Annotated in this window: 19 protein-coding genes and 1 pseudogene; 13 read left to right on the top strand and 7 right to left on the bottom strand. The window is 68.6% G+C overall.

Annotated elements, in window-relative coordinates; genetic code table 11:
* Positions 1 to 15: 15 nt before the first annotated feature.
* The 5 genes and pseudogenes from cobF (at position 16) to AU194_RS02780 (ending at position 2,816) form a co-directional block, all read left to right on the top strand.
* Positions 16 to 753: a precorrin-6A synthase (deacetylating) gene (gene cobF, locus AU194_RS02795; protein ID WP_059087711.1), complete on the top strand. Its 738-nt coding sequence runs from the start codon at positions 16 to 18 to the stop codon at positions 751 to 753.
* An 18-nt stretch (positions 754 to 771) separates the two neighbouring features.
* On the top strand, positions 772 to 1,164 hold the full coding sequence (locus AU194_RS02790; RefSeq protein WP_059087710.1) for a phage holin family protein: 393 nt from the start codon (positions 772 to 774) through the stop codon (positions 1,162 to 1,164).
* A 16-nt stretch (positions 1,165 to 1,180) separates the two neighbouring features.
* Positions 1,181 to 1,426: pseudogene (locus tag AU194_RS32435) on the top strand (DNA-formamidopyrimidine glycosylase family protein); the annotation flags it as partial.
* A 159-nt stretch (positions 1,427 to 1,585) separates the two neighbouring features.
* Positions 1,586 to 2,044 carry a zinc finger domain-containing protein gene (locus AU194_RS32430; protein ID WP_231743143.1) on the top strand — a complete coding sequence of 153 codons (459 nt, stop codon included), beginning with the start codon at positions 1,586 to 1,588 and terminating at the stop codon, positions 2,042 to 2,044.
* Positions 2,045 to 2,075: 31 nt separating this feature from the next.
* On the top strand, positions 2,076 to 2,816 hold the full coding sequence (locus AU194_RS02780) for an SDR family oxidoreductase (protein ID WP_059087708.1): 741 nt from the start codon (positions 2,076 to 2,078) through the stop codon (positions 2,814 to 2,816).
* A 49-nt stretch (positions 2,817 to 2,865) separates the two neighbouring features.
* Here AU194_RS02780 and pgi read toward each other — a convergent pair whose 3' ends face one another.
* Positions 2,866 to 4,545, bottom strand: a complete 1,680-nt coding sequence (gene pgi / locus AU194_RS02775) for a glucose-6-phosphate isomerase (protein ID WP_059087707.1) — start codon at positions 4,543 to 4,545, stop codon at positions 2,866 to 2,868.
* Between the two features lie 50 nt (positions 4,546 to 4,595).
* On the opposite strand from pgi, the gene AU194_RS02770 reads away from it, so the two are divergent.
* Complete coding sequence (locus AU194_RS02770) at positions 4,596 to 6,044, top strand: NAD-dependent succinate-semialdehyde dehydrogenase (protein WP_059087706.1); 1,449 nt, start codon at positions 4,596 to 4,598, stop codon at positions 6,042 to 6,044.
* Between the two features lie 75 nt (positions 6,045 to 6,119).
* Positions 6,120 to 8,159 (top strand): acyltransferase family protein, encoded by a 2,040-nt coding sequence (locus AU194_RS02765; RefSeq protein ID WP_082698448.1) that lies wholly within the window; start codon positions 6,120 to 6,122, stop codon positions 8,157 to 8,159.
* Positions 8,160 to 8,207: 48 nt separating this feature from the next.
* Here the strand turns inward: AU194_RS02765 and AU194_RS02760 are convergent, their stop codons facing one another.
* Entirely contained in the window at positions 8,208 to 8,504 is a 297-nt protein-coding gene (locus AU194_RS02760) for a chorismate mutase (RefSeq protein ID WP_059087704.1), read from the bottom strand.
* A 197-nt stretch (positions 8,505 to 8,701) separates the two neighbouring features.
* Between AU194_RS02760 and pcrA the strand changes: the two genes are divergently transcribed.
* Complete coding sequence (pcrA, locus tag AU194_RS02755) at positions 8,702 to 11,056, top strand: DNA helicase PcrA (RefSeq protein ID WP_059087703.1); 2,355 nt, start codon at positions 8,702 to 8,704, stop codon at positions 11,054 to 11,056.
* Positions 11,057 to 11,133: 77 nt separating this feature from the next.
* On the opposite strand, the gene AU194_RS02750 is transcribed toward pcrA, so the two are convergent.
* Both AU194_RS02750 and AU194_RS02745 read right to left on the bottom strand, forming a co-directional pair.
* Positions 11,134 to 11,760 carry a hypothetical protein gene (locus tag AU194_RS02750; protein ID WP_059087702.1) on the bottom strand — a complete coding sequence of 209 codons (627 nt, stop codon included), beginning with the start codon at positions 11,758 to 11,760 and terminating at the stop codon, positions 11,134 to 11,136.
* Entirely contained in the window at positions 11,761 to 12,858 is a 1,098-nt protein-coding gene (locus tag AU194_RS02745; RefSeq protein ID WP_059087701.1) for a M23 family metallopeptidase, read from the bottom strand. It abuts the gene before it with no gap.
* Positions 12,859 to 13,122: 264 nt separating this feature from the next.
* On the opposite strand from AU194_RS02745, the gene sucC reads away from it, so the two are divergent.
* On the top strand, positions 13,123 to 14,286 hold the full coding sequence (sucC, locus tag AU194_RS02740; protein ID WP_059087700.1) for an ADP-forming succinate--CoA ligase subunit beta: 1,164 nt from the start codon (positions 13,123 to 13,125) through the stop codon (positions 14,284 to 14,286).
* Positions 14,287 to 14,298: 12 nt separating this feature from the next.
* Positions 14,299 to 15,201: a succinate--CoA ligase subunit alpha gene (gene sucD / locus AU194_RS02735; protein WP_059087699.1), complete on the top strand. Its 903-nt coding sequence runs from the start codon at positions 14,299 to 14,301 to the stop codon at positions 15,199 to 15,201.
* A 73-nt stretch (positions 15,202 to 15,274) separates the two neighbouring features.
* Here sucD and AU194_RS02730 read toward each other — a convergent pair whose 3' ends face one another.
* A complete protein-coding gene (locus tag AU194_RS02730) occupies positions 15,275 to 17,140 on the bottom strand; it encodes a S9 family peptidase (RefSeq protein WP_059087698.1) in 1,866 nt (621 codons plus the stop codon).
* A gap of 79 nt (positions 17,141 to 17,219) precedes the next feature.
* The gene (locus AU194_RS02725) at positions 17,220 to 17,831 is read right to left on the bottom strand and encodes a TetR/AcrR family transcriptional regulator (protein WP_197417500.1); all 612 of its coding nucleotides are present in this window, start codon (positions 17,829 to 17,831) and stop codon (positions 17,220 to 17,222) included.
* Positions 17,832 to 17,983: 152 nt separating this feature from the next.
* Between AU194_RS02725 and AU194_RS02720 the strand changes: the two genes are divergently transcribed.
* Complete coding sequence (locus AU194_RS02720; protein ID WP_059087697.1) at positions 17,984 to 19,516, top strand: acetyl-CoA acetyltransferase; 1,533 nt, start codon at positions 17,984 to 17,986, stop codon at positions 19,514 to 19,516.
* A 79-nt stretch (positions 19,517 to 19,595) separates the two neighbouring features.
* On the opposite strand, the gene AU194_RS02715 is transcribed toward AU194_RS02720, so the two are convergent.
* Positions 19,596 to 20,444 (bottom strand): LLM class F420-dependent oxidoreductase, encoded by an 849-nt coding sequence (locus tag AU194_RS02715; RefSeq protein WP_059087696.1) that lies wholly within the window; start codon positions 20,442 to 20,444, stop codon positions 19,596 to 19,598.
* A 110-nt stretch (positions 20,445 to 20,554) separates the two neighbouring features.
* On the opposite strand from AU194_RS02715, the gene sfnG reads away from it, so the two are divergent.
* A complete protein-coding gene (gene sfnG, locus AU194_RS02710) occupies positions 20,555 to 21,685 on the top strand; it encodes a dimethylsulfone monooxygenase SfnG (protein WP_059087695.1) in 1,131 nt (376 codons plus the stop codon).
* A gap of 133 nt (positions 21,686 to 21,818) precedes the next feature.
* Positions 21,819 to 22,568, top strand: a 750-nt coding sequence (locus AU194_RS02705; RefSeq protein WP_059087694.1) for a DUF5336 domain-containing protein, incomplete at its 3' end; no start/stop codon positions are given.

The raw sequence follows: 22,568 nt of genomic DNA, 5'->3' as shown, positions 1-22,568 counted from the left end.
GCCATACTCACTCGCGTGACTCGACGGATCCACGTCATCGGCATCGGCGCGGGCGACCCCGACTATGTGACCGCACAGGCCGTCGCGGCGCTCAACGACACCGACGTCTTCTTCGCGATGGACAAGGGCGAGACCAAGGACGACCTCGTCGCGCTGCGCCGCCTGATCTGTGAACGGTTCATCACCGAACCCGGGTACCGGTTCGTCGAACTGCCCGACCCCGTGCGCGCCAAGGGCGGTGACTACCGCCGGGCCGTCGACGAATGGCACGCCGCCCGCGCGCGGCTGTGGGCCGACGCGATCTCGGCAGAACTCGACGACGACGGCGTCGGCGCATTCCTGGCCTGGGGTGACCCGTCGCTCTACGACAGCACGCTGCGCATCCTCGACCGGGTCGCCGCCCACGTCGACTTCGACTACGACGTCATCCCCGGCGTCACCGCGATTCAGGCGCTCACCGCGCGGCACCGGATCCCGCTCAACGATGTCGGCGAACCGGTCGTGATCACCACCGGCCGCCGGCTGCGCGAACAGGGGCTCTCCGGCACCGCGGTGGTGATGCTCGACGGCGACTGCGCATTCACCGGGACCCCGCCGCAGACCCGCATCTGGTGGGGCGCCTACCTCGGCACACCCGACGAACTGCTGGTCGCGGGCACCGTCGGTGACGTGGGCGCACGAATCGTCGAGCTGCGCGCCGAGGCCCGTCAGCGACACGGCTGGATCATGGACACCTATCTGCTACGCGCGTGAGCGTGCGAAGATCAGCGCGTGGGTAGCTTCCTGCTGCGGGCCGCGGTCACCGGGGTGGCGTTGTGGGTGGTGACGCAGCTGGTCTCGGGCATCGAGTTCGTCGGCGGGGACACCACCGCAGCGCAGGTCGGGATCATCTTCGTCGTCGCCGTGGTGTTCGGGCTGGTCAACGCCGTCGTCAAACCCATCGTGCAGCTGATGTCCATTCCGCTGTACATCGTGACGCTCGGGTTGTTCCACATCGTCGTCAACGCGCTGATGCTGTGGCTGACCGCCTGGATCACCGAACACACCACGCACTGGGGGCTCTACATCGACCACTTCTGGTGGACGGCGATCTGGGCCGGCATCTGGTTGTCGATCGTCAGTTGGGTGCTGTCTTTGCTGAGCGGCGGCCTGATCCGGCGCTGACCGGCACACTGGACACATGCCAGAACTGCCCGAGGTCGAAGCACTCGCCGACCACCTGCGGCGCAACGCCGTCGGACTGCCGATCGGACGCGTCGACGTGTCGGCGTTCTCGGTGCTCAAGACGTTCGACCCGCCGATCACCGCACTGCACGGCCGCGAGGTCACCGACGCCCACCGCTGGGGGAAGTACCTCGGGCTGCAGGCCGGCGACCTGTACCTGATCACCCACCTGTCCCGCGCCGGCTGGCTGCGCTGGTCGGACAAGCTGTCGCCCGCACCGCTGAAGCCGGGGAAGGGACCGATTGCGCTGCGGGTGCACCTCGGCACGCCCGGCTCCGCGCCCGGATTCGACCTCACCGAGGCGGGCACGCAGAAGCGGCTGGCCGTGTGGCTGGTCGCCGAGCCGTCCGCGGTACCGGGGATCGCCACGCTCGGGCCCGATGCGCTGGACCTGACGGCCGAGGACCTCGGTGCGCTGCTGGCCACGCAGAGCGGGCGGATCAAGACCGTCATCACCGACCAGAAGGTGATCGCCGGGATCGGCAACGCCTACAGCGACGAGATCCTGCACGTGGCCCGGCTGTCGCCGTTCGCGACCACCAACAAGCTGACCGCCGCGCAACTGGGCTCGCTGCACGACGCGATGATCTCGGTGCTGACCGACGCGGTGTCGCGATCGGTGGGGCAGCAGGCCGCGACGTTGAAGGGGGAGAAGCGGTCCGGGCTGCGGGTGCACGCGCGGACCGGGCTGCCGTGTCCGGTCTGCGGGGACACGGTGCGCGAGGTGTCGTTCGCGGACAAGTCGTTCCAGTACTGCCCGACGTGCCAGACCGGTGGCCGGGTGCTCGCCGACCGCCGGATGTCGCGACTGCTGAAGTAGGGCGCGTTTCCCGCCCCGTTACGCTGCCCGCATGACCCGCCAGAAGATCCTGATCACCGGCGCGAGCTCCGGGTTGGGCGCCGGGATGGCGCGCGCCTTCGCCGCCAGGGGCCGCGACCTCGCGCTGTGCGCCCGCCGCACCGACCGCCTCGACGCGCTGAAAGCCGAACTGACACAACGCCACCCGGGGATCACCGTCGCGGTCGCCGAACTCGACGTCAACGACCACGACCAGGTGCCGAAGGTGTTCGCGGCGCTGGCCGACGAACTCGGCGGCCTCGACCGGGTGATCGTCAACGCCGGACTCGGCAAGGGCGCCCCGCTCGGGACGGGCAAGCTGTGGGCCAACAAGGCGACGATCGAGACCAATCTCGTCGCCGCGCTCGTGCAGATCGAGACGGCGCTGGAGATGTTCAAGCGCTCCGGCAGCGGTCACCTGGTGCTGGTCTCGTCGGTGTTGGGCAACAAGGGTGTGCCGGGGGTCAAGGCGGCCTACGCCGCGAGCAAGGCCGGTGTGACCTCGCTCGGCGAATCGCTGCGTGCCGAATACGCCAGGGGCCCGATCCGCGTGACCGTACTCGAACCCGGCTACATCGAATCGGAGATGACCGCCAAGTCCGCGTCGACCATGCTGATGACCGACACCGAGACCGGCGTCGCCGCGATGGTCCGCGTCATCGAGAAGGAGGCGGGCCGGGCCGCGGTCCCGTGGTGGCCGTGGGCGCCGCTGGTGCAGGTGATGAAGGTGCTGCCGGGGCGGTTCTTCGCGTGACTTCGGCGCGTTTACGTGCGCTGGGCGTACGTGAGCGCGCCGAAATCGCTCAGGCCGACCGGCCGCGCTCCGTCCGGTACCGGCGCACCAGCGCGTCGGTCGACGTATCCGACTGCGGGGCAGGGGATTTCTCCCCGGTCAGGACCGGCAGCAGCGCCTTGGCCTGCGTCTTGCCGAGTTCGACGCCCCACTGGTCGAAGCTGTCGATACCCCAGACGACACCCTCGGTGAACACCTGGTGCTCGTAGAGCGCGATCAGCTGGCCGACCACAGACGGCGTCAACTTTGTGCCGAGAATGCTTGTGGTGGGCCGGTTTCCGGGCATCACCTTGTGCGGGACGACGTCGGCGGGCGTGTCCTCGGCACTGATCTCCTCGGCCGTCTTGCCGAACGCCAGCACCTGGGTTTGGGCGAAGAAATTGCTCATCAGCAGGTCGTGCATGCTGCCGGTGCCGTCGGCGGTCGGTAGGTCGTCGGTGGGCTGGCTGAACCCGATGAAGTCGGCGGGCACCAATCGCGTGCCCTGGTGCAGCAACTGGTAGAACGCATGCTGGCCGTTGGTTCCCGGCTCACCCCAGAAGATCTCGCCGGTGTCGGTGCCGACGGGTGAACCGTCCGCGCGCACCGATTTGCCGTTGGACTCCATTGTGAGCTGCTGCAGATACGCCGCAAAGCGCGACAGATCGTTCGAGTACGGCAGCACCGCCCGCGACTGCGCGCCGAAGAAGTTCGAGTACCACAACCCGATCAGCCCGAGCAGCGCGGGTGCGTTGGATTCCAGTGGCGCGGTACGGAAATGCTCGTCGACGAGGTGGAAGCCGGCCAGGAACTCGGCGAACCGCTCCTTGCCGATCGCGGCCATCACGCTCAGCCCGATGGCGCTGTCCACCGAGTAGCGGCCGCCCACCCAGTCCCAGAACCCGAACATGTTGTCGGTGTTGATCCCGAAGTCGTCGACCAGTTTCTTGTTCGTCGACACCGCGACGAAGTGCTTGCTCACCGCGTCCTGTCCGGCACTGCCGCCGAGTCCGTCAATCAGCCAGCGCCGCGCCGCCGTCGCATTGGTCAGCGTCTCCAGCGTCGAGAACGTCTTGGAGGCGACGATGAACAGCGTTGTGGCCGGGTCGAGTCCGTCGAGTTTGGCGACCAGGTCGGCCGGATCCACGTTGGAGACGAACCGGGCGGAGATGCCGGCGTCGGCGTAGTGGCGCAGCGCGTCGTACACCATCACCGGGCCGAGATCCGAACCGCCGATGCCGATGTTGACCACGGTCCTGATCCGCTCACCGGTGGCGCCGGTCCACTCGCCGCTGCGCAGCCGGTCGGTGAAGGCGCCCATCCGGTCCAGCACCTCGTGCACGTCGGCGACCACGTCGTGCCCGTCGACGCTCAACTGCGCATCGCGGGGCAACCGCAGCGCGGTGTGCAGCACGGCGCGGTCCTCGGAGGTATTGATGTGTGCACCGGCGAACATCGCCTCCCGCCGCTCCTCGAGCCCGGCCGCGCGGGCGAGGTCGACGAGCAGGCCCAGCGTCTCCCGGGTGATCCGGTGCTTGCTGTAGTCGATGTAGAGGTCACCGACCGACAGCGTCAGCTCCGTACCGCGCGCCGGGTCGTCGGCGAACAACTCCCGCAGATGCTTTCCCTCGACCTCGTGGTGATGCCGCGCCAAGGCCTGCCAGGCGGGGGTGGCTGCGATGTCCGGGATCTGCGGGGCGTCGGAACTCATGTCTCAGACCCTAGTGCGGTGACCGAAAAGAAGGCGTAGAGAATTGGTGTATGGACACCACCGCACTGTTGGAATCGGTTCCCACCGGACTGTGGATCGGTGGTGAGGAGCGCGAGGCGAAGTCGACGTTCAACGTGTTGGACCCCAGCACCGACGAGGTGCTCGTCGCCGTCGGCGACGCCACGGCCGAGGACGCGATCGCCGCGCTCGACGCCGCCTGCGCGGTCCAGGCCGAATGGGCCGCCACCCCGGCGCGTAAACGCGGCGAGATCCTGCGTTCGGTGTTCGAGACGCTCACCGAGAAGTCCGACGACATCGCCGCGCTCATGACGCTCGAGATGGGCAAGGTGGTCGCCGAGAGCAAGGGTGAGGTGACCTACGGCGCCGAGTTCTTCCGGTGGTTCGCCGAGGAGGCCGTCCGTATCGGTGGTCGCTACACCCCGAGCCCCGCCGGCACCGGCCGGATCATCGTCACCAAACAGGCCGTCGGCCCGTGCTACGCGATCACCCCGTGGAACTTCCCGCTCGCGATGGGCACCCGCAAGATGGGCCCGGCCTTCGCCGCGGGCTGCACGATGATCGTCAAACCGGCGCAGGAGACGCCGCTGACCATGCTGTACCTGGCCAAGCTGATGGCCGAGGCCGGGCTGCCCAAGGGCGTGCTGTCGGTGCTGCCGACCAGCAACCCCGGAGCGGTCACCGAGGCCCTCGTCGACGACGGCCGGCTGCGCAAGCTGACCTTCACCGGTTCGACCGGGGTGGGTAAGGCGCTGGTGAAGCAGTCCGCGGACAAGCTGCTGCGCACGTCGATGGAGCTTGGCGGCAACGCCCCGTTCATCGTGTTCGACGACGCCGACATCGACGCCGCCGTCGACGGGGCGATGCTGGCCAAGATGCGCAACGGCGGTGAGGCATGCACGGCGGCCAACCGCTTCCACGTCGCCAACTCCGTGCGCGAGGAGTTCACCGAGAAGCTGGTCAAGCGGATGAGCGAGGTCAAACTCGGCAACGGCCTCGAGGAGTCGTCGACGCTGGGCCCGCTGATCAACAGCAAGCAGCTGCAGAAGGTGACCGAGCTGGTCTCCGACGCGGTCTCCCGCGGCGCGACCGTGGCCGTCGGCGGTGTCGCCCCCGGCGGCCCCGGCAACTTCTACCCGGCGACCGTGCTGGCCGACGTGCCCGCCGACGCCCGCATCCTCAAGGAGGAGGTGTTCGGCCCCGTCGCCCCGATCACCGGCTTCGACACCGAGGACGAGGGCGTCGCCGCGGCCAACGACACCGAATACGGACTGGCCGCCTACGTCTACACCCAGTCGTTGGACCGCGCGCTGCGCGTCGCCGAGGCGATCGAGTCCGGCATGGTCGGCGTCAACCGGGGCGTGATCAGCGATGCCGCCGCCCCGTTCGGCGGCATCAAGGAGTCCGGTTTCGGGCGTGAGGGCGGCACCGAGGGCATCGAGGAGTACCTCGACACGAAGTACATCGCGCTGACGAAGTAAAACCCAGGCGCGCCTGCCGGATTCGGCGCCGCGGCCGCCATAGACTTCCTTGCTCGGATCCCGATCTTGGAGGTCATGGACGTGACTGCGGCGCCGGTCCGCGTAGCCGCGCATCGGCGCTGGGTGGCGCCGGTCGCCGCGCGCACGCGGCGCGGCAGCGCGGGCAGGCGGGACATCCCCGCGCTCGACGGCCTCCGCGCCGTCGCGGTCGCGCTCGTCCTCGCCGACCATGGCGGCATCCCCGGGGTCGCCGGCGGGTTCCTCGGCGTCGACGTCTTCTTCGTCCTCAGCGGGTTCCTCATCACCTCGCTGCTGCTCGACGAACTCGGCCGCACCGGTCGGATCGGTCTGCGCGGATTCTGGATCCGGCGGGCCCGCCGGCTGCTGCCCGCCCTGCTCGTCATGGTGTCGGCGGTCGTCGCGGCGCGCGTGTTCTTCCCACCCGACGCCGTCACCTCGCTGCGCGACGACGCCGTCGCCGCGTTCTTCTGGGTCGCGAACTGGGCGTTCGTCGCGCAGGAGACCGACTACTTCTCCCAGGGCAGCCCGCCCTCCCCGCTCCAGCACACCTGGTCGCTCGGGGTGGAGGAGCAGTTCTACCTGGTGTGGCCGCTGCTGCTGGTCGCCGTCGTCGGGGTGCTGACACTGCGGCGCGCGATGCCGACGCTACGCGCCGTGCGCTGGGGTGTGTTCGGGGTGGCGATCGCGGTCGCGGCCGCGTCGGCGACGGTCGCGGTGCTGCTCACCTCCGAGGCCACCGCCAACCGTGTGTACTTCGGCACCGACACCCGCGTGCAGGCCCTGCTGATCGGCGCCGCCGCGGCCGCGCTGCTGGTGCGCGACTGGTCGACGGTCACGCTGGGCACCCCGATCCGCGCGCGCTGGGTCCGCTGGGTGGCGCGGGTGCTGTCGCTGGTCGGGTTGGCCGGGTTGGGGGTGCTGGCCCACTACGCGACGGGGGCGCCCGCCGAGTACCGGATGGGCCTGTTCACCGCGGCCGCCGCGGCCGCGGTGCTGGTGGTCGCGACGGTGGCGCTGGATCAGGGCGGCCCGATCGCGCGGATGTTGGCCTGCCCGCCGCTGGTGTGGCTCGGCGCCGTCTCCTACGGCGTCTACCTGTGGCACTGGCCGATCTTCCAGTTCCTCAACGGGGAACGCACCGGCTGGACGGGTTGGCCGCTGTTCGCCGCTCGCTGCGCCGCGACGCTGTCGGTGGCGGTGCTGAGCTACTGGCTGATCGAGCGGCCGGTCCGGCATTGGCGACCCGCCACGGTGCCGCAGCTGCCGCTGGCGCTGGCCACCGCCGCGACCGCGGCCGTCGTGACCATCTCCGTCGTCCCCATCGGCGTGCAGCCCACCGAGGACTCCGGACCCGATCTGCTCGACATCGCCTCGGCCGCCGCGGTACTGCCGGAACGGCCGGCGCCGATCGGCGAAGTCGGCGTGCAGCGGCCGCCGGGCACCCGCAGCGTCGCGGTGTTCGGCGATTCGGTGGCGTGGACGCTGATGCGCTACCTGCCGGACACCCCGGGCCTGCACTTCTCGAACTACACGACCATCGGCTGCGGTATCGCCCGCGGCGGGCCGTACAAGACGACCGGGCAGACGCTGACGCAGAAACCCGAATGCGAGACGTGGCCGATCCGCTGGGCGCAGCGCATCGACCACGACCGCCCCGATGTCGTGCTGCTGATGATCGGGCGGTGGGAACTGGTCGACCGGGTCAACGAGGGGAAGTGGACACACGTCGGCGATGACGCCTACGACGCGTACCTGCGCGGTGAGCTGAACCGGGCGCTGGACATCCTCGGGTCGACGGGTGCGCGCGTCGTCGTCACCACCGCGCCCTACAACCGGCGCGCCGAACAGGCCGACGGGACGCTCTACCCCGAGGACGATCCGGACCGCGCCGACGCGTGGAACGAGCTGCTGCGCGAGGTCATCGCCACCCGCCGCAACGTCACCGTGCTCGACTTCAACAAGAAGCTGTCACCGCGCGGCTACTACACCAATTGGGTCGAGGGCATCCAGATGCGCGACGACGGCGTGCACCCGACGAAGGAAGCCGTCGAATGGCTCACGCCGTGGCTGACCGAAGCGCTCGCCGCGAAGTGATTTCGGTGTAATTCGTTGCGCCAGGCGCAACCACGTACACCGAAATCGCTAGTGGCCGAGGCGGCCGCGGCCCAGCCGCAGCAGCAGCATCGCCAGATCCTTACCCTCCGGGCCGAGCACGCTGTAGCGCTCGATGACCTTCATCTCCCGGCTGTGCACCAGGCGGGTGCCGCCGGAGGCCATCCGGGCCTTGCCGATGAGCTTGGACACCTCGGTGCGCCGCTGCACGGCCTCGAGGATGGCGGCGTCGAGGTGGTCGATCTCCTGACGCAGCGCGTCGATGTCGAGCGACTGGTCGGTTTCAACACTCATCTCAGACTCCTCGTGTGGGGGTTCTGGTCTCATCCGGTTCGGGCCTCACACAAGAGAAGAGCCCCGGATCCGAATGCGGACCGCGGGGCTGGGGGAAGCAGCTAGACCACGGGCACCGCGGGCCGGTACCCGTAAAAAAATCGTGACTGGTCAAGCACGGTTGTCAGTCTGCCACCTGCGGCCGTGCCAGCGCAAAGACTGTCGCCCTCCGGCGGTAAGTTGGGACGGACATGAGTGTGAACGTGACTGAACCGAGATCCCGGCCGTACGACAGCGCCGAGGAACTCCTCGACGGCCTCAACCCGCAGCAGCGCCAGGCGGTTCTGCACGAGGGCTCCCCGCTGCTGATCGTTGCCGGCGCCGGCTCCGGGAAGACCGCGGTGCTGACCCGGCGCATCGCCTACCTGCTGGCCGCCCGCGACGTCGGCGTCGGTCAGGTGCTGGCCATCACGTTCACCAACAAGGCCGCCGCGGAGATGCGCGAACGCGTGGTCGGGCTGGTCGGCCCGCGTGCGCGGTCGATGTGGGTGGCGACGTTCCACTCGACCTGCGTGCGGATCCTGCGCAACCAGGCCTCGCTGCTGCCCGGCCTGAACTCGAACTTCTCGATCTACGACGCCGACGACTCCCGCCGCCTGCTGCTGATGATCGGCAAGGACATGGGCCTGGACACCAAGAAATACTCGCCGCGGCTGCTGTCCAACGGCATCTCGAACCTCAAGAACGAGCTGATCGGGCCCGAACAGGCCGCTGCCGAGGCGTCCGAGGCCGCCGACGACCTGGCCCGCATCATCGCCGACGTCTACGCCGAGTACCAGCGCAGGCTGCGCGCGGCCAACGCCCTCGACTTCGACGACCTCATCGGTGAGACGGTCGCGGTGCTGCAACGGTTCCCGCAGATCGCGCAGTACTACCGTCGCCGGTTCCGGCACATCCTGGTCGACGAGTACCAGGACACCAACCACGCCCAGTACGTGCTGGTGCGCGAGTTGGTCGGCCACGACCTGCCCGAATCCGATGGCGTGCCGCCGGCGGAGCTGTGCGTGGTGGGCGACGCCGACCAGTCGATCTACGCGTTCCGCGGCGCGACGATCCGCAACATCGAGGATTTCGAGCGCGACTACCCGAACGCGACGACCATCCTGCTCGAGCAGAACTACCGCTCCACCCAGACGATCCTCAACGCCGCCAACGCAGTGATCGCCCGCAACGCGGGCCGCCGTGAGAAGCGGCTGTGGACCGACTCCGGGCAGGGTGAGCTGATCGTCGGCTACGTCGCCGACAACGAGCACGACGAGGCGCGTTTCGTCGCCCAGGAGATCGACCGGCTGGCCGATGACGGGCACTCCTACAACGACTTCGCGGTCTTCTACCGCACCAACAACAGCTCGCGCGCGCTGGAAGAGGTGTTCATCCGCGCCGGCATCCCGTACAAGGTGGTCGGCGGCGTCCGCTTCTACGAACGCCGCGAGATCCGCGACATCGTCGCCTACCTGCGGGTGCTCGACAACCCCGGCGATTCGGTGAGCATGCGCCGCATCCTCAACACCCCGCGCCGCGGCATCGGCGACCGCGCCGAGGCGTGCGTCGCCGTGTACGCCGAGAACACCGGAGCCAGCTTCAACGACGCCCTACAGGCCGCCGCCGAGGGCAAGGTGCCGATGCTCAACACCCGCTCGGAGAAGTGCATCAAGAGCTTCGTGGAGATGCTCGACGATCTGCGCGGCCGGCTCGGCGACGAACTCGGCGAACTCGTGGAAGCGGTGCTCGACCGGACCGGCTACCGCGCCGAACTCGAGGCGTCCAACGACCCGCAGGACCTTGCGCGGCTGGACAACCTCAACGAATTGGTCAGCGTCGCACACGAATTCAGCATCGACCGGGCCAACGCCGCCGCACTGGCCGAAGACCTCGACGAACCCGTCGACGAGGACGTCCCCGACACCGGCGTGCTCGCGCAGTTCCTCGAGCGGGTGTCGCTGGTGGCCGACGCCGACGACATCCCCGAACACGGTTCGGGGGTGGTGACGATGATGACACTGCACACCGCCAAGGGCCTGGAGTTCCCGGTCGTGTTCGTCACCGGCTGGGAGGACGGCATGTTCCCGCACATGCGCGCCCTCGGCGACCCCAACGAACTGTCCGAGGAACGGCGACTGGCCTACGTCGGCATCACCCGCGCGCGCCAGCGGTTGTACCTCAGCCGCGCGAAGGTGCGCTCGTCGTGGGGCCAGCCCATGCTCAACCCGGAGTCGCGGTTCCTGCGTGAGATCCCGCAGGAGCTCATCGACTGGCGGCGCACCGACCCCGCCCCGTCGGGGCTGAGCGCCCCGGGCCGGATGTCGGGCGGCTCCGGCGCCGGTGCGGGCTTCGGCGCACCGCGGCCGTCGCCGATGCGGACCGGTGGCGGGAAGAAGGCGCTGATCGTGCTCGAACCGGGCGACCGCATCAACCACGACAAGTACGGCCTCGGCCGCGTCGAGGAGGTCTCCGGCGTCGGGGAGTCCGCGATGTCGCTGATCGACTTCGGCAGCGCCGGCCGGGTCAAGCTCATGCACAACCACGCGCCGATCCAGAAGCTCTAGATCGCCGAGACTGCGGTGAGATCACGGATTTCCGTATTCCGACGATCTGGCAGCAGTCTCGGCGGTCGTAGCGGCGGCTAACCCGACTGCGCCCACCGGCCCGTGGCGGGCAGCAGCGTGAGCACGATCGCCGCGACCGGCAGCACCGGGATCGCGTAGACGATCCACGGGAAGCGGGCACCCGCGACGAAGAGACTGCCGAAGATCAGCAGCCCTATCGCGCAGCCCACCACGATCAGCAGCCTGCTCATCCGGCGGCGCAACAGCAGCATCACCAGGCCGCCGATCGATGCGGCGGCCGAGATCGCCGTCAGGAACCCGATGGCCACGCAGAACAGCCGGTCGGTGCTCCACCAGCCGGCGATCAGGTCCGTGGCGATGACGGCGGTCGCCCAGCCGGTCAGGATCGCCAGCACCGCCGCGGCGATCGCGGTCCGGGGATTGGCGACGACGACCGTCGGGGGGATCTCCACCGGGCGGGGTCGCGGGATGTAGGACGTCTGAGCGCCGTCGCCGAGGGCGGGTGGCTCGATGTAGGTGGTCTGCGGGTCCTGGCCCGTGGGCAACGCCCCGGTCGGGTGACGGCGGATGATGCCGGTCTGCTGGGCACTCGGCACGACGGGCTGTGCGCCGGTCGGGTGCCGTCGGATGATCCTGGTGTCGTCCGGATCGCCTGGTTGGCCAGTCGAATCGGCTGAGCTCACTCAGCCAACATAGCTGCCGGTGGTCAGGCCGCGCTTGGCCAGCCAACCCACCGGGTCGATACGGTTCGAGCCGTTGACGAGGACCTCGAAGTGCAGGTGCGGTCCCGTCGAATTGCCGCGGTTGCCCATCGTGGCGATCTGATCACCGGCCATCACCTGCTCACCCACGCTCACCGACCAGGTGTTGAGGTGACCGTAGAGGGTGACGGTCCCGTCGGCGTGACGCAGCTTCACCCAGGCGCCGTACCCGGCGGTGGGGCCGACGTCGGTCACCACACCGTCGGCGGCGGCGAGGATCGGCGTGCCGATCGGACCGGCGATGTCGATCCCGCCGTGCAGCACGCCCCAGCGGTAGCCGAAGCCTGAGGTCCACACACCCTTGGTGGGCATGACGTAGAGGGGACGCAGCTGACGCGCCTCGCGCTCGGCGCGTTCCTGGGCGAAGGCGGCGGCCTTCCGGATCTCCTCGGTATGCACCGCGGAGTTCGTGGTCGAGGCGACCGACACGATCTGCATACCGTCGACGGAGCCGCTGATCGAGGCGCCCTCGACCGTCGACGTCGCATCCGCGGCCAGCACCGTGTCGTTCCCGGCCGGTGCCGAGTTCTGGGTCATCGAGTACGCGCCCGCGGCGGTCGCGCCCGCGGCCATGGCGGCGATCACCAGGCGGCTCTTGATCGGGCCCTCGGCCTCTTTGCGGTGTGCGCCACGGCGGCCGCGCAGGTCGATGATGTCGGTGGCTGCGGTGCCGTCGCTGACGTCGGTGTGGCTGTCGCGGTAGGCGCGGGTGCTGCGCGGTCCACGCGACGATGCGGCGTCGTCACCCTCGGCGCGGAAGTGCGCGGGGACCGCCAACCGCAGTGGGATCAGGTCGTCGGTGTCGTGCAGGTCGTCGAGTTCGGGGGCGCGGATGATCTCCACGTCCCGATCGAATGCGGTGCTGTCACGGAAGTCGAAGTCGTCGAGATCGCCGAATTCGTTGAACGGGATGATGTCGGTGACTTCGGCGGCGCGCTCGGCGGGGATCGAAATCCCTTGCGGCTGGCGGGCGTTCGGCGACGCTCCCTGACGGGATCGGGACGAACGATGCGCTGCCAACCTGAAGAGTCCTTTTGTCGTGACCAGACCGTTACCTAGCTAGACCAGATGGCACGTTAACCAAATCCCAATGAGAGTGGCAAGCCGTGAACCTGGGACGCCGAAAACTGTGAGGTGTATCACGTTAGAGCGGCGGTGAGATCTCCCACATCCGCGGTGGGCGGTGACGACCGGCCCACCCGGTGTCGATACAGTTCCCACGAGCCCCTTTGGGTGGAAACCTTCGAACAATAGTGATCGTCAACGCAGACAGACAGTGAGTCCATGGACCTTTTCGAGTATCAGGCGAAGGAGCTGTTCGCCAAGCACAACGTCCCGACCACGCCTGGCCGGGTGACCGACACCGCCGAGGACGCCAAGGCGATCGCCGAGGAGATCGGCAAGCCCGTGATGGTCAAGGCGCAGGTCAAGGTCGGCGGCCGCGGTAAGGCCGGCGGCGTGAAGTACGCGGCCACTCCGGACGACGCCTTCACCCACGCGCAGAACATCCTCGGCCTGGACATCAAGGGCCACGTCGTCAAGAAGCTGCTGGTCGCCGAGGCGAGCGACATCGCCGAGGAGTACTACATCTCCTTCCTGCTCGACCGCGCCAACCGCACCTACCTGGCCATGTGCTCGGTCGAGGGCGGTATGGAGATCGAAGAGGTCGCCGCCACCAAGCCCGACCGCCTCGCCCGCATCCCCGTCGACGCCGTCAAGGGTGTCGACGAGGCCTTCGCCCGCGAGATCGCCGAGAAGGGCCACCTGCCCGCCGAGGTGCTCGACGCCGCCGCGGTGACCATCGCCAAGCTGTGGGAGGTCTTCACCAAGGAGGACGCGACCCTGGTCGAGGTCAACCCGCTGGTGCGCACGCCCGACGATCAGATCCTGGCCCTCGACGGCAAGGTCACCCTGGACGCCAACGCCGACTTCCGCCAGGAAGGCCACGCGGAGTTCGAGGACAAGGACGCCACCGATCCGCTGGAGCTCAAGGCCAAGGAGAACGACCTCAACTACGTCAAGCTCGACGGGCAGGTCGGCATCATCGGCAACGGTGCGGGCCTGGTCATGTCGACGCTCGACGTGGTCGCCTACGCCGGTGAGAAGCACGGCGGCGTGAAGCCGGCCAACTTCCTCGACATCGGCGGCGGCGCCTCGGCCGAGGTGATGGCCAACGGGCTCGACGTGATCCTGAACGACGAGCAGGTCAAGAGCGTGTTCGTCAACGTGTTCGGCGGCATCACCGCCTGCGACGCGGTCGCCAACGGCATCGTCAAGGCGCTGGAGATCCTCGGCGAGGAGGCCAACAAGCCGCTCGTCGTGCGCCTCGACGGCAACCGTGTCGACGAGGGCCGCAAGATCCTCGCCGACGCCAACCACCCGCTGGTGGTGCTCGCCCAGACCATGGACGAAGGCGCCGACAAGGCCGCCGAGCTGGCCGCGAAGTAAGGGACGCGAAGAATGTCGATCTTTCTGAACAAAGACTCCAAGGTCATCGTCCAGGGCATCACCGGCGGCGAGGGCACCAAGCACACCAAGCTGATGCTCAAGGCCGGCACCCAGATCGTGGGCGGCGTGAACGCCCGCAAGGCCGGCACCAAGGTCCAGCACCAAGATAAAGATGGCAACGACGTCGAAATCCCGGTGTTCGGCAGTGTCGCCGAGGCGATGAAGGAGACCGGCGCCGACGTGTCGATCGCCTTCGTGCCGCCGAAGTTCGCCAAGGACGCGATCATCGAGGCCATCGACGCCGAGATCCCGCTGCTGGTCGTCATCACCGAGGGCATCCCGGTGCAGGACACCGCCTACGCGTGGGCCTATAACGTCGAGAAGGGCGAGAAGACCCGCATCATCGGCCCCAACTGCCCGGGCATCATCACCCCCGGTGAGTCGCTGGTCGGCATCACGCCGAACAACATCACCGGCAAGGGTCCGATCGGCCTGGTGTCGAAGTCGGGCACGCTGACCTACCAGATGATGTACGAGCTGCGCGATCTCGGCTTCTCGACCGCCATCGGCATCGGCGGTGACCCGGTCATCGGCACCACCCACATCGACGCCATCGAGGCGTTCGAGAAGGATCCCGAGACCAAGATCATCGTGATGATCGGCGAGATCGGCGGCGACGCCGAGGAGCGCGCGGCCGACTACATCAAGGCCAACGTGAGCAAGCCGGTCGTCGGCTACGTCGCGGGCTTCACCGCCCCCGAGGGCAAGACGATGGGCCACGCGGGCGCGATCGTGTCCGGCTCGTCGGGCACCGCCGCCGCGAAGAAGGAGGCCCTCGAGGCCGCCGGCGTGAAGGTCGGCAAGACCCCGTCGGAGACCGCCTCCCTCGCGCGGGAGATCCTGCAGGGCAAGTAGTACTACGCCGAGACTGCGGTCAGATCGCGATTCCTCCGGGATTCGTGATCTGGCCGCAGTTTCGTGTTCGCCCTTAGGCTCGCCCGCCCAAATGCTCGGCGAGGAACCGTTCGACCGCCTGGTACATGTCGATCTGGTTGTCCGGGTTGAGGAATCCGTGTCCCTCGTCGTCCTTGACCATGTACTCCACCTCGACGCCGCGGGCGCGCAGGGCCTCCACGAGGTTGTCCGATTCGGCCTTTACGACGCGAGAGTCGTTGGCGCCCTGGATGACCAGCAGCGGGGTGCGGATCCGGTCGACGCGGGTGATGGGGGAGCGGGCCAGCATGTCGGCCTCCTGCGCGGGGTCCGACGGGTCGCCGACGTAGGCGTGCCAGTTGTTGGCCAGGAACGGCCGCGCGATCGTCGGCAGCGTGCGCATGAAGTTGGGCAGGCTGGAGATTCCCACGTAGTCGATGGCCGCGGCGAACACGTCCGGAGTGAACGTGACGCCGACCAGCGCGGCGTACCCGCCGTAGGAGCCGCCGAAGATCGCGACCCGGTCCCGGTCGGCGAACCCTTGGTCGACGGCCCAGTCCACGGCGTCGATGAGATCGTCGTGCATCGCGCCGGCGAACTGGCCGATGGCCGCCTTGGTGAAGGCCTTGCCGAAGCCCGTCGAGCCGCGGAAGTTGACCTGCAGAACTGCGTATCCACGGTTGGCGAGCAACTGCACCTCGGGCAGGAACGTCCAGCAGTCCCTGGCCCACGGCCCACCGTGGACGAGCAGCACCGTGGGCAGTCCCACCGGTTCAACCCCTACCGGCAGCGTCAGATACGACGGCAGCGCGAGGCCGTCGCGCGCGGTGATGCTCACCGGTGTCATCGGGGCCAGCGCCTGCGGATCCAACTGCGGGTACGGCCGGAACAACTGACGGCTCTCGCCCGTCGGGTGGTCGTAGAGATAGGTGACGAACGGATCGCGGTCGTGGGCGAACGTGACCACCCAGCGGCGCCCACTGCTGTCGGAGGACAGTGCCGACACGTCGCCGTCGGACAGCGCGGTGAGATTCCGCAGTACCGCGGCGAAGGTCGCGTCCAGCGGATGGATGACCTGGCGTTCCCCGTAGTAGCGGGCCCCGATCAGCTCGCCGGTCGCATCGCTGAGGATCATCGGTGAGGGCAGCCCGATCTGGGCGGCGAGGTCGAAGGTCGGGTGGCTGTCCACCTCGGTCTCCTCACCGGTCGCGACGTCGACGTGTACGAGCCGGGTGCGGTCGCTGCCGCGGGTGGACCCCAGCCACAGCCCCTTGCCGTCCGGGGTGACGGCGATGGGATGGATGCCGAGCGGGTAGTCGGCGCCGTCGTAGGTGACGACCGCCCGCAGCGTCCCCGTGTCCGGCTCCCACTGCGAGATCTCGATGTCCCCGTCGGCGGTCAGGGTGTTGGTGAACAGTTCCCCGCCGGGGCCGCTGATCCAGCCGACGACGGTTCCTGGGTTCTCCGCCAGCAGCGTGAGCTCCCCGCTGGCGATGTCCAGTTCGTAGGCGTCGAGCAGTTCCGTTGTGCGGGTGTTGATCTGAACGACGGCCTTGCCCGGCCGGGCCTTGAGCAACTCGAAGTGCGCGCGGGCGCCGGGGAAGGGGGTTAGGTCTTGCACGGACGTCTCGGCGGCGTCGGGGTCGACGCGGTAGACGTGCCAGTTCTCGTCGCCGCCGCTGTCCTGCAGGTAGAGCAGCCAGCGGGAGTCGTGGGTCCAACCGAAGATGTAGACGCTGCGATTGCCGTCGGCGGTGACACACCGCGTTCCTGAGCCGTCGAGGTTCTCGACCCACACGTTGAGCCGGTTGTGCCACGGTGCGAGGTAGGCGATGCGCGTGCCGTCCGGTGAGATCGTCGCGCCGGCGCGGACGGGTGGGCTGAAGAAGTCCTCCACTGAGATCCGTTTGGGGAGTGGCATTGTGGTGGTCCTTTCCGGTGGTGGGCGGCGTTGGTCGCCGGGCCTGCGGCGGCAGGTCCGTTGTCGGTGTCGGGTGCGGTTAGGTGACCGGTCCGCCCAGGCGGCCGTTGGTGGCTTCGCGGATCGCGCGGTCGATGAGTGCGAGCGTCTCCTCGGCGGTGACCTGCGCACCTTCGACGATCACCGCGCGGCTGACGTCCTCGTCGACGACGCGGAACGCCCCGGTGACGGCGGCCGCGCTCAGCCGCACCGTCAGGTCGGTCTCCGGCAGGCCGAGCCGGTCGGCGATCACCGGGATGAACCCGCGTTCCATTTCGTCGTGGACCATCAGGTACGCGGTGCGCAGGGCAGGTTCCGACGCGGTCATGGTCGCGATCCGCATCGCGCTGATCTCGTCCTCGATGTCCTGCGGTGAGAACGGGTGCGTGTAGGCGTTGGTGGCGAGGTGTTCGGACAGCGACAGCTCGTGCGGCCACCGCTGCAGGACCGCGACGAACCGTTCGGCCGAGCGCGCGAGCAATGGTTCGACGCAGCTCTCCTTCGAGCGGAAGTACCGCCAGATCGTGCGGGTGGACAGCCCGGCGGCCGCGGCGATGTCGTCGCCGCCCGTGCCCGCGACCCCCCGCTCCCAGAACAATGCGCAGGCGTGCCGGGACACCGACAGCCGCGCCTGCTCCTGCTTGTCGCCGATGGTTCCGACCTCCCTTCGTGTCACTTAGTGACAGCGCCACTGTGTCACTAAGTGACAATGCGGTCAAGGGTGCCCAAGGGTGCCGAACCGAATTGGAACGTGTTCCAGTCTTCGGTTAGCCTGACGAATTAACAATCGCCCGGGAGGTTGTCATGGTCGATCCGCGCACACCGGTCGTCGTCGGCGTCGGACAGTTCACCGAGCGCATCGACGATGACGACTACCGGGGCATGTCGGCAGTCGACCTGGCCACCGAGGCCACCCGCGCCGCGCTGGTCGACACCGGCGCCGACGTGGGCGCCGTCGCGCAGGCGATCGAGGTGTTCGCCGGATTGCGGCAGTTCGAGATCTGCACGCCGTTCGGCGACCCGCCGCTGGGCGCCTCGGACAACTATGTGCGCTCGGTGGCGAAGCGCGTCGGCGCCGACCCGGCGCGCGCGGTGCTCGAACCGATCGGCGGCAACGGTCCGCAGAAGCTGATGACGGAGTTCGCGGGGGCGATCGCGGCCGGGGACATCGAAGTGGCGTTGATCCTCGGTTCGGAGAACGGCTCGACGCTCAAGACGTTCGCGAGGGAAGAATCCGACAAACCCGACCACACCGAGAAGGTCGGCGGCCAGCTCGAGGACCGCGGCTACGGGTTCGAGCAGTACATGAGCGACTACACCGTCGCGCACGGGCTGACCGGCGCCCCGGTGCAGTACGGGCTGCTCGACAACGCGCGCCGCGCCGCCCGCGGCCTCGGCGTCGAAGACTACCGCCGTGAGATGGCCGAACTGTTCGCACCGTTCTCGGCGGTGGCGGCCAAGAACCCGTACTCGTCGTCGCCGGTGGAACGTTCGGTCGACGAGATCGTCACCGTCACCGACGCCAACCGGATGATCTGCGACCCGTACCCGCGGCTGCTCGTCGCCCGCGACACCGTCAACCAGGGCGCCGCGGCGATCGTCATGTCGGTGGCCGCCGCCCGCAGGCTCGGGGTGCCCGAGGACAAGTGGGTGTACCTGCGCGGGCACGCCGACCAAACCGAGCAGGCCCTGCTGGACCGCGAACGGCTCGATATCAGCGTGTCGGCGAGAAACGCTGTGGCCGAGGCGCTTCGGGTGGCGGGTATCGGGATCGACGACGTCGCCACGTTCGACCTGTACAGCTGCTTCCCGTTCCCGGTGTTCGCGGTCTGCGACGAGTTCGGGCTGGCGGCCGACGATCCGCGCGGGCTCACACTCACCGGCGGGCTGCCGTACTTCGGCGGTCCGGGCAACAGCTACTCGCTGCACGGGATCGCCGAGACCGTCACCGCGATGCGCGACAACCCCGGGGCGTACGGGCTCGTGGGTGCCAACGGCGGTGTGATGAGCAAGTATTCGGTGGGCGTGTACTCGACCGAACCCGCCGACTGGGCGGCCGACCGCGGCGAGGCCCTGCAGGCCGAGATCGCCGCGCTGCCGACGGTGCCCGTGACCCGGCACGTCGATGGCACCGGCACCGTCGAGACGTACTCGGTGCGCTACGACTGGCCGGTGCGCACGGGCATCATCATCGGCCGCCTGGACGCCGACGGCTCGCGGTTCATGGCGATCACCGAGGACGCCGACCTGGTCGCGCTGATGACCGAGGGCGACCCGCTCGGCGCGGCGATCGCGGTGCGCGCCGACGGCGACAAGAACATCGCCACCCTGGCCTGACCCCTCGCCGAGACTGCTGGGAGATCGCGTTCGGCGACGAAAACGCGATCTGTGCGCAGTCTCGGCGGAATCAGTACGACTAGACCAGCGCGGAGAGCTTGCCCGCCAACCGCTCCACGTAGGCGGCGACCTCGGCCTCCGACTTGTCCGGCACGCCGAACACCACCTCGGTGACCCCGAGTTCGCGCCAGTGGGCCAGCTTCTCGGCGTCGGGCTTGTAGTCCAGGGCCCGGATCTGCGGTGCGCCGTCGCGTCCGGCGGCGGCCCAGGTGTCCTGCAGCAGCTTGACCGGGGCGTCGATGTCGAAGTCGCGCGGCGTGGTGATCCAGCCGTCCGCCGAGCGCGCGATCCACTTGAAGTTCTTCTCGGTACCCGCGGCGCCGACGAGCACCGGGATGTGCGACTGCACCGGCTTGGGCCACGCCCAAGAGGGCCCGAAGTTCACGAACTCACCCGCATACGACGCCTCCTCCTGCGTCCACAGCGCCCGCATCGCCTCGAGGTACTCGCGCAGCATGGTGCGCCGACGGCCCGGGGGCACCTTGTGGTCGGCCAATTCGTCGGTGTTCCAACCGAATCCGACGCCCAACGACACGCGCCCGCCGGACAGGTGGTCCAGCGTGGCGATCGACTTCGCCAATGTGATCGGATCGTGCTCCACCGGCAGGGCCACCGCGGTCGACAAGCCCACCCGCGACGTCACCGCGCACGCCGTCCCCAGCGACACCCACGGATCGAGGGTGCGCATGTAGCGGTCGTCGGGCAGCGACTCGTCCCCGGTGGTCGGGTGCGCCGCCTCCCGCTTGATCGGGATGTGGGTGTGCTCGGGGACGTAGAACGTGCGGAAGCCGTGGTCGTCGGCCAGTCTGGCCGCCGAGGCCGGGGTGATGCCGCGATCGCTGGTGAACAGTACGAGCCCGAAGTCCATGCACGGATTAGAACGTGTTCTAGTCCGAAGGGCAAGGGTGACCGTGCGGATTCGGATCGTGCAGATCCATACCCGTGACGGCGGCCGCGCGGGTTGCTGCCATGGGAGCCATGAGCACCGAACGCATCGCCGACCACGTCAAGTTCGCCTACTGGGTGCCCAACGTCAGTGGCGGACTGGTGACCAGCGACATCGAACAGCGCACCGACTGGAACTACGAGTACAACCGCAAGCTCGCGCAGACCGCGGAGAACAACGGGTTCGAGTACGCGCTCAGCCAGGTGCGCTACGAGGCCAGCTACGGCGCCGAGTACCAGCACGAGTCGACCAGTTTCAGCCTCGCGCTGCTGCTGGCCACCGAGCGGCTCAAGGTGATCGCCGCGGTGCACCCCGGGCTGTGGCAGCCTGCCGTGCTGGCCAAACTCGGCGCCACCGCCGACCACCTGTCGGGCGGCCGGTTCGCCGTCAACGTCGTCTCCGGGTGGTTCAAGGACGAATTCACCCATCTGGGGGAGCCGTGGCTCGAACACGACGAGCGCTACCGCCGCAGCGCGGAGTTCCTGCAGGTGCTGCGCCAGATCTGGACCGAGGACGACGTGGACTTCCGTGGCGACTTCTACCGCATCCACGACTTCACCCTCAAACCCAAACCGGTGAACACGCCCGAGCGGCCCAACCCCGAACTGTTTCAGGGCGGCAACTCCACGGCCGCGCGCCGTAACGGCGGCCGCTACGCCGACTGGTACTTCTCCAACGGCAAGGACTTCGACGGCATCACCGAACAGATCGTCGAGGTGCGTGACCACGCCAGAGAGGCCGGCCGCGAGGTCAAGGTCGGGCTCAACGGGTTCATCATCGCCCGGGACACCGAGAAAGAAGCCCGTGACGTCCTCCGCGAGATCATCGACAAGGCCAACCGGCCCGCCGTCGAGGGGTTCCGCAGCGCCGTGCAACAGGCCGGGAACTCGACCGGCGACAAGAAGGGGATGTGGGCCGATTCCACCTTCGAGGACCTCGTCCAGTACAACGACGGCTTCCGCACCCAGCTGATCGGCACACCCGAGCAGATCGCCGAACGCATTGCGGCCTACCGCAAACGCGGCGTGGACCTGATCCTCGGCGGCTTCCTGCACTTCCAGGAAGAGATCGAGTACTTCGGCGCCAACGTGCTGCCGTTGGTGCGCGAGATCGAGGCGTCCGAGACGTCCTCGGCGGACGCCCCGGTGCTCACGACGGTATGACCTGACTTAGGCACCCGTCGTTGACCGGGTGTGACGGTCGGTGCGCTAGCGTGGGAGATCGAATTGCTCAGGTGGTCCGTGTTCATGCGCACGCGTTGCCCACGTCAGACGCCCGATCAGCACAGGAGAGGTCATGACCTACTCACCCGGTAGCCCCGGATATCCACCGGCCAATCAACCCACCACCCAGTTCTCGGCGCCGACACAGCACTTCGGCAAACTTCCCGAGCAGCCCGCCGCGGGCGAAGGCCCCAACAAGCTGCCCGCCTATCTGCTGATGGTCGTGGCGGCCCTGGGCCTGCTGGTGTATCTCTGCAACTTCGGTCCAATCTTCCAGGTCAGTGCGACCGACTTCCTCGGCCAGGGCGGCACCGTCAGCGGTTCGACGCTGGGCATCGGCCTTGCGGTCGTCGCCGCGCTCGCCGCGGGTCTGCTCGCCGGCGTCACCCTGCTGTCGAAGGGTCGCACCTACGTGGCCGTCGCGGCGGTGCTGTCGGTACTCGCACTGCTGCTCGTGATCGCCGAACTGATCAACAAACCGTCGGAGGCGTCCATCGGCTGGGCGCTCTACGCGCTGATCGTGCTGTCGCTGCTGCAGGCCGGTTCGGCCGTCGCGGCGCTGCTCTTCGACACCGGCGTCCTGACCCCGCCCACGCCGCGGCCCAAGTACGACCAGCAACAGCAGCAGTACGGCCAGTACGGCGCGCCCGGTGGTTACTACGGTCAGCAGCACCAGCCGCAGCAGCACCACACCGGTTCGCACCAGCAGGCCCCGCAGCAGCAGCGTCCCGGTTACCCGTCGCAGTACGGCGGCTACCCCGGCGGTGGCGGCCCGTCGACCGGCGGCTTCCCCGCCGCGGGCCAGCAGAGCGGCCCGCCCACC

The organism is Mycobacterium sp. GA-2829, assembly GCF_001499965.1.
Classification (GTDB): Bacteria; Actinomycetota; Actinomycetes; order Mycobacteriales; family Mycobacteriaceae; genus Mycobacterium.
Note: the sequence above shows the minus strand (reverse complement) of the source record. Positions and strands in the feature narration are given on the sequence as shown.